This window comes from Echinicola arenosa, from assembly GCF_014841125.1.
Taxonomy (GTDB): Bacteria; Bacteroidota; Bacteroidia; order Cytophagales; family Cyclobacteriaceae; genus Echinicola; species Echinicola arenosa.
This window is the reverse complement of sequence record NZ_JACYTQ010000001.1, coordinates 446,330-460,132: the sequence shown is the minus strand read 5'-3', so window position 1 is coordinate 460,132 and position 13,803 is coordinate 446,330. Positions and strand designations below refer to the sequence as shown.

At 39.6% G+C, this 13,803-nt stretch carries 8 protein-coding genes; 2 read left to right on the top strand and 6 right to left on the bottom strand.

What is annotated here, in order from left to right; translation table 11 throughout:
• Positions 1 to 28: 28 nt before the first annotated feature.
• The 3 genes from IFO69_RS01715 to IFO69_RS01705 all read right to left on the bottom strand — a co-directional run bounded on the left by IFO69_RS01715 (position 29) and on the right by IFO69_RS01705 (position 4,958).
• Positions 29 to 847 (bottom strand): tyrosine-protein phosphatase, encoded by an 819-nt coding sequence (locus tag IFO69_RS01715; RefSeq protein ID WP_192007368.1) that lies wholly within the window; start codon positions 845 to 847, stop codon positions 29 to 31.
• 12 nt (positions 848 to 859) lie between these two features.
• Complete coding sequence (locus IFO69_RS01710) at positions 860 to 3,715, bottom strand: TonB-dependent receptor (protein WP_192007366.1); 2,856 nt, start codon at positions 3,713 to 3,715, stop codon at positions 860 to 862.
• 157 nt (positions 3,716 to 3,872) lie between these two features.
• Complete coding sequence (locus IFO69_RS01705) at positions 3,873 to 4,958, bottom strand: helix-turn-helix domain-containing protein (RefSeq protein ID WP_192007363.1); 1,086 nt, start codon at positions 4,956 to 4,958, stop codon at positions 3,873 to 3,875.
• 510 nt (positions 4,959 to 5,468) lie between these two features.
• On the opposite strand from IFO69_RS01705, the gene IFO69_RS01700 reads away from it, so the two are divergent.
• Positions 5,469 to 7,616, top strand: a complete 2,148-nt coding sequence (locus IFO69_RS01700) for a cation:proton antiporter (protein WP_192007362.1) — start codon at positions 5,469 to 5,471, stop codon at positions 7,614 to 7,616.
• 333 nt (positions 7,617 to 7,949) lie between these two features.
• The gene (locus tag IFO69_RS01695; protein WP_192007360.1) at positions 7,950 to 8,291 is read left to right on the top strand and encodes a hypothetical protein; all 342 of its coding nucleotides are present in this window, start codon (positions 7,950 to 7,952) and stop codon (positions 8,289 to 8,291) included.
• A gap of 380 nt (positions 8,292 to 8,671) precedes the next feature.
• On the opposite strand, the gene IFO69_RS01690 is transcribed toward IFO69_RS01695, so the two are convergent.
• The 3 genes from IFO69_RS01690 to IFO69_RS01680 are packed head-to-tail and all read right to left on the bottom strand — an operon-like array spanning position 8,672 to position 13,758.
• On the bottom strand, positions 8,672 to 10,270 hold the full coding sequence (locus IFO69_RS01690) for a sulfatase family protein (RefSeq protein WP_225443956.1): 1,599 nt from the start codon (positions 10,268 to 10,270) through the stop codon (positions 8,672 to 8,674).
• 56 nt (positions 10,271 to 10,326) lie between these two features.
• Complete coding sequence (locus IFO69_RS01685) at positions 10,327 to 11,919, bottom strand: glucoamylase family protein (RefSeq protein ID WP_192007356.1); 1,593 nt, start codon at positions 11,917 to 11,919, stop codon at positions 10,327 to 10,329.
• 33 nt (positions 11,920 to 11,952) lie between these two features.
• Positions 11,953 to 13,758 (bottom strand): family 43 glycosylhydrolase, encoded by a 1,806-nt coding sequence (locus IFO69_RS01680; RefSeq protein WP_192007354.1) that lies wholly within the window; start codon positions 13,756 to 13,758, stop codon positions 11,953 to 11,955.
• Between the last annotated feature and the right edge of the window lie 45 nt (positions 13,759 to 13,803).

The window sequence follows — 13,803 nt, the reverse complement described above, 5'->3', positions numbered from 1 at the left end:
TTTGCAATAATTCATTAGGTTGGATTTTTTATTTTTTAATGAGATACTTTTTTCTCAAAGCTTTTTTCTCCTTTTTACCAATGCCCAATTCTTTCTCCAGCATTACATCTACACTTCCGTACTTTGACTCGACAGCATCCCATGCTGCTTGAAGGTATTCAGGCTTTACGCCCATTAAATAATCTGCTCTCTCTTTTGGAATACCATACATTTCCAATTTGCTTTTATCTGTTTTTCCCACAGCCTCATTGGATCGTAAATAATCTGCCATGATTGTTTCCCAGTCTGCGCCAAGGCTGTACAGAATCAAAGAAGAAGCAAATCCTGTCCTATCTTTTCCAGCACTACAATGGAATAATACTGCTTGATTAGTATTGAGAAGGTTGTCAAACAAAGGCTTGAAATCCTGGATGCTTTCTACAAAACCTTTGTTGGCATCAATCATCAATGCATCTACCATTTCATTGCTAAAGTCTTCCGAAGTCATGACCTTCATAAACTTGTTCATTGCTTTAGGATCAAGGCTTCCGATCGGGGTATGGATCCAAGAAGCATTCAAGGAAGCTGGAATGTCATCTGGCTCATTTTCTATTTCAAAATCTGATCTGAAGTCAATGATAGTTTGGATCTTTGTTTCTTCTAATTTGGCTTTGTCTTCCTCTGGAAGGTGGGCAAAACTTCCTGATCGATAGATCAAGTGATCTTTTACAATTTCTCCATCTTGGACTTCTATTCCTCCTAATTCCCGGAAATTAGGGCTGCTTTTTAAGCCAAGGTTTTGTTGTGCAAATACAGTGAAACTGCTAATAAGGAATGCTGGAAGTACTATATATTTTTTGAAATTCATGATGTTGTTTTTTTAGAAAATGATAAATCTGATACCTGCCTGTCCATTGATTGAATACCATTCACTGGAAGTAATTCGATCTTTGTTGTCTCCAAGGTATTGTACAAAAGGCTCATTGGTGAGATTTCTTACCTCTGCAAATGCCTTGATCTTATCGGTGATGGAATAGGCACCTGAGAAGTCAATAGTGAAATTTTTGTCTACTGTGATGTAAAAGTCAGGACCAAGGTTTTGGTTGATGGTCTCAATGGAAGAGCCTCTGTAGTTTCCTGCCAGACGAAGCATTAGGCCATTTTTTTCATAGAATAGTGCTGTGTTGAAAAGATCACCGGATTGATTAGGAAGGCTAGTGATGTCTGTAGCCAATACGGTTCCGTTTTCATCCAAGTGTGGCACTTCTAGTTCAGAGTGGATTTTGGTATAGTTGACATTCACACCAAAGCCACTCCAGAAGCCTGGCAAGGTGGAGAATCTTTTGGTGATTCCCATTTCAAAACCTATTAAATAAGCATTTTCCAAGTTTCTAGGTTGGGTAACCAAATAATTGGTGCCATCAATGGTTTCCTGAGATAAGTCAGTGAAAATAAAGTTTTGGATGTCTTTATAGAATGCGCCTGCTGTAACCATTCCGATGTCTTCCAAGAACCACTCACCCATCAAGTCATAGTTATTGGAGAAGGTAGGCTGAAGAGCCGTATTTCCTCTAGTGATTCTTGGAATACCCGTGGTGATATCAATATTCTCAGAAGGGCTAAGGCTACCAAAGTTAGGCCTACTGAAAGTTTTGGTATAAGCAGCTCTTAAGTTAACCTTTTCTTTTGGGCTATACTTCAAGTGAAGCATAGGCAGGAAGGCATTGTAGTCATTGTCACGAGTAATCGGAGTCACCTCCCGTGTGGCAGCATCATAGGCAAAACTGTTCATGGTCAGCTTGGTGTATTCATTCCTAACTCCACCAATCAACTGAAGCTTGTCTGTCAAGTGGTAAGTTCCCATAAGGTACCCTGCATAAACATCCTCAGTTCCATCGTATTTGGTTGTGGCATTTGAACCCGGAGAGTAGTTGTTGATGTCATTGGCTGCCATGAATTCAGGAGTGAAAATTTCAAAAGTCTGACTTTGAGGCATCGGCTGAATGGCTAGTTCATCAAACTGTCCATTAAGTTCACTGAAGAAAGTACCTGGAGCTGGGAAATCCATACGCTGGAATTCACTTAATGTACGAAGGGGAGCCGAATTAGGAATTCCTAGCAGCGCATTTGGTAAAAACACCATTGGTGTCATCATGGCTTCGTTTTTCTTAAAGCGGAATTTGCCTCCAGCTTTAAGGCTGAATACTGGGTTGACATCCCAAGTGAAGTTAAGTTGTCCCACATTGTCTCTGTCCCTTTGATCAATCTGGTAAATGATCATTTGCTGAAGCGTTAACCTTTCTGGATCCAAGTAATCGTTTTCATTGGTAAGCTGTGGATCGAAATTAAGCGGGGTAATTCCCTTACCATCTGGCGCATCAAAGGAGTTGTAGATCAGTCCATCAGAAGAACGTCCACCGAAATCCCCCTCTAGGTTTTGGAAAAACTGGGCAATTGGTAATCCTCTTTGATCTTCAGGCATGCCAGGAGGGGTGTCCAGTTTGTAGAACATGTTATAGGAAGAAACTTTCCAATCCATTTTAAAGTTGGTGGCCAAATGATGCATCCCACCGAACTCAAAGCCTTTTAAGTGCGTGCGGTATTCTGACTCACGGTTGCTGTATCGGTAACGGTTGTTGTCAAACTCATAATATGCCTCATAAACCGGACGAATATCATCAAATTGATCTCTTACAAATCTGGCAAAAAGCTTTTGGTTATCGTTAAATTCATACTCCAAAGCAGCATTTAAAGCTGTGGTGCGACGGGTCCCAAAGTACCTTTTAGCGTTCATGGTGTTGATGCTATACCTTTCTGAAGGAATGGCTTTACTGAGGTTATAGTCCAATACAATTTCATCAGAAGCAAAATTTCTGTTCCAAATTGATCCTGCGACCACAACACCAAACTTATCATTGAAAAAACGTTCACCATAGACAAGGGAAGCATTATAACTTCCATTTTGAGATTTTTGGTTGTATCCTCCTGCAGCACTTACATTGAGCATGCGCTCTTGGGGAGCGGACCTGGTGACGAAATTGATTGAACCACCAATAGCATCGCCTTCCATGTCTGGGGTGATGGCTTTGCTGAGCTGCACATATTGGATCATTTCAGTGGGAATGGCATCCAATAAGGCATTTCTATTTCCTGCAAAATTTGAGCTTGGTAGCCTTGTTCCATTGTAAAGGGTAGAGGACCAAGCATAAGGAGTACCTCTCACACTTACTTGGTTGGCCTCTCCATGATAGCGGTTTACACTGGCAGCAGGGAGTCTTTGCACGGCTTCTGCAGCATTTCTATCTGGCAATTTACCAATTGCATCCGCAGCGATCACATCCATGATCGCCAAGGAGTTTTTCTTGATGGAAATGGCCTTCAGCTGGGAAGGAACCATGGTGCCTTGGATAACATATTCTTCCAAGTCTCCAGAGGCTTCCTGCATCTGAACTGTACCTAGGGAGTTGGTACCAGCAGCCAATACCACTTCTTTAGTGATGGTTTCAAATCCAAGGTAACTTATTCGGACAGTCGCATTGCCCGTAGGAAGGTTGGAGATTTCAAATTTACCACTGAGGTCTGTAGGAGCTCCTTGACTGGATTCAAGTACAAGTACATTGACACCGGGCAAGTATCCAGCGCCATCAGAAATTCTTCCTGTTAGGGAAGCATGGTTTTGAGCCATTGAGAGGTTCAAAGCCAGAAGAAACATTAATAATGGTAATAGTTTTTTCATGGGTGTGAATAATTTTTTCACAAACCTATTGGGAATCCTCCTTGCAGTCGTCCGTGTAAATTTTTACGTACCGTGGAATGATTTTTTGGAATATAAATAGCTTGTTTTCAGTTGTTTATGTATTGTTAATTAATAGTTATCAAAAAATGAATGTGCCTTAATGCTGGAGTTGAATGGACTTTTTGTAGTCACTTGGACTGCATCCGGTAGCTTCTTTAAAGTATTTATAAAAGGTGGATTTGGACTTGAATCCACTTTCATAACCTATGACAGTTAGGTTATCTTCATGTGGCTGCTGGAGTAATGCTTTGGATTCTTCTATTCTTGCGGTATTTACAAATTGATAAAAATTTTTACCTAGATGAATGTTCAAAGCTTGGGTGATTTTTAGTTTGGAAGTTTCGATCTCATTAGCAAGTTGATCAAGGTTGAAATCAGGGTCCAAGAATGGTTTTTTTTCTTTGAACAACTGATTGATCGAGTCAATTACCTGTTCCAATTCATTTTTCTGAATTTTAGAGTTGCGGTACTTGGGTTGTGGACTGATATCGATTTTAAGAGAATTGTTATCGGATGTCTTTTGAACAAATAGCATTCTCATTCTAATATGGATAACACTGAAAAATAAAAGCAACATTAGGAAGTAGTAGACATAGCGCGAAGAAATAGGGAATTGAATATCCCATATTAGCATGAGCCACCCAAAGATAATCAAGCCTGATAGTAAAAGATTGGAAGAAGCGATGATTTTGGAGATAAGGGATTTTTGTTGAAATATCGGATCGTTGTTTTTTTGACGCAGTTGATAAAAAGTTGAAATGCTATAGGCGCTAAATGAAATTAAAACAGCAATGATGATAGATAGATCGTAAATGTTAATGATGAGTTGAGGCGTTTTTTGAATCAATACGAGCATAATCATCATGATATTCAATCCAAACCCCACAAAGAATGGCGAGGAATGCAGAATGATCTGAGAAGTTGATAAGGTTTTATTTTGAATTGATTTTACATAGAAAAACAAAAGTGGACCGTAGAGCAGGGAAAAACAACCATGAAGTTTGTCAAATAATTCTTTGTCATCAAAAGCCCAATAAAGAACCCCCTTATAGAATAAATGACAAAAAATGACGCCAAATAAAAGACTTAAATACAGGTCTTCTCCCTTGTAACGCTTATTGAGGTAAATCAATAAGCCGCTTGTCAGTGCTTGTAACATAACTACAGCGATCATAATGCCCATAATACTAGTGTTCTTTAGGTGAAAATGGTCGATTCAAATTAAGGTAAAATAGTGGTTCTAACTGTTGGTAAAACAGTCTAAATTCCTTGCTTGCTAACCCTCAAAAGTACCTTTTTAAGGTTAATTGGATGTTAATGGTATATTATGTTTGATGGTGATGAAATATAGGCCTAATGAAACTAAGCGCGGAGAGAATCTAACTTTAAAAAGTTCAGGAATCTATTACGGTTAGAAATTCGTTTCAAGCGAGGTTTTTTTGGGTGATTGAGTTAATTATTTGATTATCAGTTGATCATTGTGTTTTTTTTGTGGGGACATTAAGAAAATCAATGGATTATTGTGCAATTCTTCAGGTGGAAAACGTATTTTTAAAGAAGGATTTTACTTTAAAGTAAGTGGTGATTTGTGAATTTGTTTTTTGATCATACATGAGCGGAAATCATTTTTTCCATAACCAAAGTATAGTCGAAATGTAGCATTGCTTTTGGAATTTTATCTAAGTAGGTTGTTATGATGTTGATCAGTATATTCGATTTAACCTTGCCCCTGACCAATCCGGTTTTAAAGTTTCTTTTAATTCTGGTCATTATATTATTTGCTCCCCTTATCCTGAACAAATTTAAAATCCCTCATTTATTGGGTTTGATCATTGCTGGTGCTGTGATCGGTCCCTATGGGTTTTTACTTATGGAGAGGGATAGCAGCATCATTCTTTCTGGTACAGCCGGTTTGCTATATATTATGTTTCTGGCAGGTTTGGAGATAAATATAGACGACTTTAAAAAGAACAGCCAAAAAAGTTTGGTATTTGGCCTTTATACTTTTTTGATTCCCATGGTATTGGGTATTGTTTCTGGAATATTTGTGTTAGGGTTTTCAATACCTACATCTATTTTGCTTGCCAGTATGTTTGCTTCTCACACTTTGATTGCCTATCCGCTGATCAGCAATATGGGCGTGTCCAAAAATACGGCTGTTAATATCACAGTAGGTGGGACCTTGATTACCGATACGCTGGCATTATTGGTTTTGGCCATTGTGGTAGGAACGGTTTCTGGGGAAGTTAACCTTTCATTTTGGATCAGATTATTAGTTTCATTAATTGCTTTTGGTTTGGTTGTATTGTTTGTTTTTCCCATCATCAGCAGGTGGTTTTTCAAACGATATAACGATAATGTATCGCAATATATATTCGTGCTCATAATGGTTTTTTTAGGAGCGGTATTGGCAGAAACAGCGGGTGTGGAGCCGATTATTGGTGCTTTTTTAGCTGGTTTGGCATTGAACAGATTGATTCCGCATACCTCACCTTTGATGAATAGGATTGAATTTGTGGGAAATGCCATATTTATACCTTTTTTCCTGATTGGAGTGGGCATGCTGATTGACTATCGGGCATTTATCGAGGATTGGTATACCCTAAAGGTCGCCGCGATAATGACTATTGTGGCCACCACTGCGAAGTTTGTTGCAGCTTGGCTCACACAAAAGACCTATAATTTTTCAATTGATGAAAGGCGGTTGATCTTTGGCTTGAGCAATGCACAAGCTGCAGCTACTTTGGCGGCAGTTTTAGTTGGATACAACATCATTTTAGGTGAAACCGATGCTGGTGAGCCTATTCGGTTGCTGAATGAGAATGTGCTGAATGGTACAATTCTTATGATTCTTATCACTTGCACTATTGCTTCATTTGTCGCCCAAAAAGGTGCTAGAAATATTGCCTTTCTAGATGCAGCGGAAATACCACATGATGAATCAGAATTGCCTGAGCGAATATTGATTTCTATTAATAATCCGGATTCTACAGATGAACTGGTCAACTTGGGTATTACCATAAAATCAAAGAAAGCTACTGGGGATATTTATGCGTTGAGTGTTATTAACAATGACTCTACTGACCAAAGTGCGGATAAAAAAGCAAAAAAAATCCTAACAAAAGCAGCAATTACTGCCGCTTCAACGGATCATTTTTTACATGAATTACTCCGCTATGATCTTAATATTGGAAATGGAATTACCAGTGTAGTGAAAGAACATAAAATCAGCGATTTGATCTTAGGCTTGCACATGAATAGGGGGATCAGTGATTCTTTTTTGGGAAATCTCACCGAAGGTATTTTGTCAAAATGTAATGTTACTACACTTATTTATAAACCGGTCCAACCATTTACTACGATCAAGAGGCATTTTGTTATTGTTCCAAAAGGCGCGGAACAGGAAATAGGCTTTGCTTTTTGGTTGATCAAGGTCTGGAACATTGCGCGGAATACAGGGATAAAACTAGTATTCTATGCCACCAAAGAGACCCTTTCCTTGATTGAAGAAATTCAGGAAGAACATCCAGTTGCCTGTGAATTTGTTCTCTTTGAGGAATGGGGCGAATTCCTGATTTTGGCTAGAGATCTCAAAAGAGATGATAACCTGATCATTGTGTTGAGTAGAAAAGATAAATCTTCTTATAACGAAGAAATGGAAAGCATTCCTTCTTATCTCAACAAATATTTCAAAGAGCATAGTTTTATACTTGTTTATCCCATGCAAACTGGCGTTACAGACAATTCTGTAATTAATTTCAAGGATCCCACTATTCCTGAGACGATTGAAAAACTTGACGAAATGCGAAAGACCATTGGCAAAATTTTCAAAAGGAAATAATTTGGGTTTTAGGAAAATGGCTGCTTTTTGTCTTAAGATTGTTTGAATTAAATACGGCTAAAAGATATATTTCACTTTTCATTTAAACTAAGAGCGCAAATAAATCATGCATTTGAAAGCAATTACTGTTATGGTGACATAGACCATAGCCCAAAACACCAATGAATTTAGGGTGTATTATGGGGTGTCAGATGCAAAGTTATTAAGGTCACCACAAGATGGTGGAGGAAGTTATGATAATTCCAGTTTCAAAGAATTTGGTATAAAGTATTTAAAAGAGCTTTTCGATGGCTTTTTAATAGAGACTGGAGTCAATTATTCCTAAATGATGTTATGATTACACCAGCGTTCAGTGGCGAACCAACAGAACCTTATTACAAGGAAATGAGTGTTGTTTCTGTGGCCTTTAATGCCCATTATGTGTTTTGGAAATATCTATTCGTCAATGGTGGACCCATATTGGACTTTGAAACTAGTGACAATGACAATTGGATAGATTCCCAATCCGGAGTTGGTTATAGCTTAGGGCTTGGTGGAAAATACGATTTCGATAAGTTTTTGATTTTTATCAATCCAAATTTTAAACGCCACGCTGTCATTCCATTCAAAAAAGACACTAATCATCAAAAATTAACGGAGTTTGGAGTGCAATTTGGATTGGGGTACCGATTTTAAACGTTAAGTGGCTTTTGATTGTACTTGTATTTTGCGATCACTCCATAAGCCTTTGAAATTAGGAGCAAGTGGCAATTTATTGAAGTTGGGAGATTCATGTTGGATTTGGAGAGTTGATCATTCTGATGAATTCTGCAAAATTCTTCAGCATATTGAAGGTAAGGCTTCCTTATTTGTACTTTGCTGAAAAAAGCAGGGGTAATTTTATGAAATTGGTGATTTTGAAAAATGAAAGGATTTTTGTTGAATTGTTAGAGAAACAAGCAGGAACTATTTGTTACAAATAGTTCCTGCTTGTAGAAAGAATCGACAGATTTTATAATTAATAATCAGGAGTTCACAATGCGCATTCAATCAGGTTTATGATTCCAGCAATTAATTTAAAGGTCACTTTTGATAATGCCGCGATCTTTATATTTCTGTATAAAGTGCTGATCTAGTTCTTCGGAGTCTTTATATTTTAAGCGAAGCTTCTTGAGCTTTTCTTTAAGCTCCTTAACCACTTTTTCATAAGCAGGATCATCGTAAACATTGTTCATTTCCATGGGGTCTTTTTTGCGGTCATATAGTTCCCACTCATCGATATCATAGTAAAAATGTGCCAACTTATAATCTTCCGTTACAATGCCATAATGGCGTTTGACCATGTGGAAACCTGGATATTCATAATAATGATAATAAACACCCTCTCGGGTCCATTTTTCCGGCTGTCCTTCTAATAGCGGCATCAGGCTTTCTCCTTGCATATCGGCTGGTGCTTTCACATCTGCTGCTTCAAGAAATGTTTGCGCAAAGTCAAGGTTTTGTACCATAACATTATTTTTACTCCCTGCCTCAATTTTTTCTGGCCACTTTATCAATAGGGGTGTTTTGAAGGATTCATCATAAATAAAACGCTTATCAAACCAGCCATGCTCACCCAAATAAAAACCCTGGTCTGAAGTATACACCACAATGGTGTTTTCGCTTAACCCGTTTTCATCGAGGTAATCCATAAGGCGGCCTACATTTTCATCTACTGCGGCTATCGTGCCCAGATAATCCTGCATGTACCTTTGGTATTTCCATCTCATGAAATCTTCTTCACTCATGGAAGGGTATTGCTTTTTAAACTCCTCGTTGATTGGTCCATATATGGCATCCCATTCGGCTTTTTGTGCTTCGGTAAATCTACCATATTTGCTTTTGAAGACATTATACCCCCATTCGGATGGCTCTTCAATACCTAGCTCCTTGGCAATTTCGGGGTAGATCTTATTGTCAGCAGAAACGGTCATATGTTCTCTGATATTCATTTCTGCTTCCTTAGCTGCAGTGCCCCGACCTTTGTAATCATCAAATAGGGTGGCAGGTTCAGGGAAAGTCTTTTTAGTAAATTCCTTATAATGCCGAGGGGCAGGCAACCATTCCCGGTGAGGTGCCTTATGGAGATAAAACAACATAAAAGGCTTGTCTTCATCCCTTCTGTTATCAAACCAATCAAGGGTCAAGTCGGTAATGATATCCGTTACATAGCCCATAATGGTAGTATCCCCCTTATTGGTGATAAATTCTGGATTATAATAATCCCCTTGGTCAGGAAGGATTTTGAACTCATCAAATCCTTTGGGATTATTCCCAAAATGGAGTTTCCCAAACATGGCAGTTTGGTAGCCAGCATCATGGAGAAGCTGTGGGAAGGTCACATTGGTCGTGTCAAACGGAAAAACGTTGTCGACTTTTCCATGCATATGCGTGTGTTTTCCCGTCAATATCGTTGCGCGGGAGGGAGCACAAATGGAGTTGGTTACCGAAGCATTTGTGAATAGCATACCTTCTTTGGCAATTCGGTCAATATTAGGCGTATTGATCAATGTGTTATCATACGCACTGATCGCTTGATAGGCATGATCATCACTCATGATAAAGACAATATTCGGTCTTTTCTCTTGCTTTGAATTGTCCTTACAGGAGAGCATCACGCTTGAACTAGCAAGCATGATTGTCAATATTGCTGTATTTATATTTTTTATTGGCCACATAACGGTCTGATTTTTTAATTTGTACTGATTTCTTTTCCGTGGCGTTTGAACCCTAATCGATTAAGTCCATTGAGGATATCCTCATTTTTCATAAAGTTTTCCCAAAGCAGACCCGAACGGTAATTCTCTATCATAATGATGATGGGGCCTTGGTCGATACCGATATAGGTTTTCCGAACTTGTTCCTCGGGAACATCCGATACACTTAGGTTGATACCATCATAAAAGCCATAAGGTCCCCATAGCTCTTTTCCGTAATTTCGGTACAAGTTTTTCAATACTTTCATCGATTCATCTGGGGTATAGGGCATGGATGAAAGGGCTGCTGTAGGCGTGATCGTCCCTTGATCGCGGATATAGCCAGGTGCATGGGCTGAATATCCTTCCGGTACGCGATCGCCTGCGGTAAGTCCCCAAAAGTCCTCGCCATAGCCAGGATAGCCATAAGGATTATCGATGCAATAGGCCCGGTTGATGAGGGTATGTCTTCTGTTTTGCACCCAATAGTTGGCGTATTTGTCAGATAGACCGCGAGGATCAAGTCCCAAATAAGAGTAATGGGCAAAAAACAAGGGGCCACCGTACCATCGTTTGTTGCCCAGAGGAAGCACCATGCCAAAGTATTCAGTATAGTTAGCAAAGTTGGGGTTGTCCCAGCCAGCCCAGCTTTCATGATAGGCTTCTACAGGAATGGGGTTTGTAGGGGAACAAACGCCCAAAATATAGGCTATCAGGCATTCATTATATCCCCGTATACCATGGTTTTTTTCAAATCCGTAATCGGGAGACCAATGCCAGATCAAATGGTTGCCGCCGTTGGTATACCATTTCCAATCCATCTCGTGCCAAAGATGGGTGATGCGATCACGCAATTGGGCTTCTTTATTGTTGTCCTCATTGAAATATTGTTTCGCCGTAAGCAGCCCCTGCATCATAAAGGCACTTTCTATGATATCGCCTCCATTGTCCATTTTTCCAAACTCACGGACAGTGCCGGTTTCAGCATTGTACCAATGGGCCCACATGCCATGAAATCGGTCTGTGTTTTGTAAAAAGTCTGTGGCATGTAATAATTTGTCAACAGCCTGTTCTCGACTTATCCAACCTCTTTCGGCGCCTACAATAATGGCCATTACACCAAATCCACTTCCGCCAATAGTAACAATATTTCCTTGTTTGCTGTGTGTACGTTCATGAGATAGGCCTGTATTGGGTTCTCCAAAATCCCAAAAGTAGCGGAAGGTATATTGCTGTACCATATCCAGCAACTCTTCATCGGTAAAATCACGAACAGAGACAGTTTTTGACTCCAAGGCCTTCTTTTCCTCATTATTTACAACTGGGATTAATTTATAGGTAAGTGTAATATTCCTTCCTAAATCAGTTACAAAGTCGAGGTAATGGTCTTCATTTGTTTCACCGCGCAATAGGAAGTCTTCGCCTGATCCTGTGGAGGCATAAATTCGGTAAATGTCTACACTGTTATCATGATCCCAGGTCAGTTCCACATGACTGTCATAGCCTTTTACTTGGAAGTTATTACTGGCATGGGCTTGTGAAAAAATTAGCACTACTAAAAGTGATAATATAATATTCAATCTTCTCATTTTTTTCTCGATTCTTTATACAGCTTCTCTTATTTACTTCACTTCAAGAACCTCTGTTTTTTCGGATATTCCGTTTTCATTGAAGGATTCAATCGAGAAATAATATTGGGTGTCCCGGTCAAGGCATCGCATGAAGTGTTCGGTTGTGTCATACACCAACCAGGATTGGTAAAGTTTATCAGGTGCAATTCCCCATTTAATATTATAACCTTGGGCACCTTTAACTGGTCTCCATGACAAAGAAACATCCCTGCGATCTTCTTCCCTGTCCACCATAAAGCCCTTTACTGAGCTTGGCTTTTTTCCAAAACCTAAGCCAAATACCCTTATTTCAGACAAGGCAAAGTTGTTTCCTGGTACTTCGATATTATTATAGCGTACATATTTACCTTCCACAGCTTGGCTGAGCACTATATAGGCATTGGGCGTGTCTTGGTAACTTTTGCTTCTATCCACCACGGTTTTCCAATTTTGACCATCTGCTGAAACTTCTATGGTGAAGCGGTGTCTCAACCCTTCGGTACGCGTATAGATCCCCGATTCATGGTCATGAAAGTTCAGCTGAAAAGCATATATTTTTCCTGGGTTTAACATTTCAATTTCCACCCATTGTTGGTCATCATTGGCTTCAGCGACCCAGAATGATTTCGGACTTTCATCGGTCAGTACTTTTGATAAAATTTCCCCGTCATCACTTTTTTCCAAAGGCATTTCAGTTATTTCAACTTCATCATCTGTTGAGGTGCTTTTTTTTATTTGCTGTTTTGAGGAGGAGACGGTAGTTTTCCCTTTGTAGGAAAGTAACATCCACCCACAGTGTTCACCGGCTTTTGTGGGGTGGTTGGGAGCATAGCGGGGATAATCACCATAATGGGTGTTGGAATGCATCAGGCCCTCATCATCAAAGTATGTGGGAAACATACAAAGACGTCGTTCCCAGTGGGAATTTGAAGCTAAAGCCATGGTGCCAAAATGCCAGTATTGGCCATTGGTTTGTTTCACGGTAATACCATGTCCTGCTCCATTGGTGAAGCCCCCTGGTTTAAAGCTCATGGGATTGTTTTTCATATAGGTGAAAGGGCCAAGTGGGGAATCGCTGATATAAACCCCGTCACCATAAACATTGAACTGTGTTCCTGGGGCGGCATACTGCAAATAGTACTTACCATTGTGCTTGGTCATGGAGGCGCCTTCCATATAGCCTTCTTTTAGGGTAGGGTGAAAGTTGTTTTCTCCAAACCGTTCCCAGCCGTGCTCTTCCTCAACAAGGTTGATCAATTCTTTTCTCACGCCAGTTTCAAGAAATCGGTCATCTTTATCCAGCATCTTCACCCGGATAGGATGGACATTGGATGAGCCCCAGTACAGGTAGGATTTTCCATCGTCATCAATAAATAATTCTGAATCTTGGATATTATTGGAAATCGAAGCTGTTGGCGTCCATTTACCGCTTTTGGGATCATCTGTATAAAGAATACTGCCATAGCCCGCAGGATCCCCGGCAAAGTATACCAAAGAATCTTTATAATTAAAGGCGGTAGGGGCATTGCTCCCTTCAAAAAACCACTGCTGGGGTTTAATGAAATCCCAGGTGACCAGGTTGGTGGAATGCCAATAGCCAAAGGAACGGGTGACAAACATATAATACTCACCTCGGAATTCAACTACAGCTGGATCTGCACCGGAACGGTAAGAGATGTTTCTAGCTGAATTGTAGACCATATAGGTATAATCGATATCCAACGGGTTACAATAAGTTTGTGGTACTATTTCCTGTGCTCTTATAGTAGAACTGATAACTAATAGTGTAGAAGCAATTATAAAGCTTAACTTATTCATGTCAATTGTTTTTGCCTTTCAGATAAATCAGGTATGACTCTTTAG

Excerpts from the sequence above, each read along its gene's own strand:
- IFO69_RS01715 (WP_192007368.1), bottom strand. The coding sequence starts at position 847 with ATGAATTTCAAAAAATATATAGTACTTCCAGCATTCCTTATTAGCAGT.
- IFO69_RS01710 (WP_192007366.1), bottom strand. The coding sequence starts at position 3,715 with ATGAAAAAACTATTACCATTATTAATGTTTCTTCTGGCTTTGAACCTC.
- IFO69_RS01705 (WP_192007363.1), bottom strand. The coding sequence starts at position 4,958 with ATGGGCATTATGATCGCTGTAGTTATGTTACAAGCACTGACAAGCGGC.
- IFO69_RS01700 (WP_192007362.1), top strand. The coding sequence starts at position 5,469 with ATGATGTTGATCAGTATATTCGATTTAACCTTGCCCCTGACCAATCCG.
- IFO69_RS01695 (WP_192007360.1), top strand. The coding sequence starts at position 7,950 with ATGATTACACCAGCGTTCAGTGGCGAACCAACAGAACCTTATTACAAG.
- IFO69_RS01690 (WP_225443956.1), bottom strand. The coding sequence starts at position 10,270 with ATGCTTGCTAGTTCAAGCGTGATGCTCTCCTGTAAGGACAATTCAAAG.
- IFO69_RS01685 (WP_192007356.1), bottom strand. The coding sequence starts at position 11,919 with ATGAGAAGATTGAATATTATATTATCACTTTTAGTAGTGCTAATTTTT.
- IFO69_RS01680 (WP_192007354.1), bottom strand. The coding sequence starts at position 13,758 with ATGAATAAGTTAAGCTTTATAATTGCTTCTACACTATTAGTTATCAGT.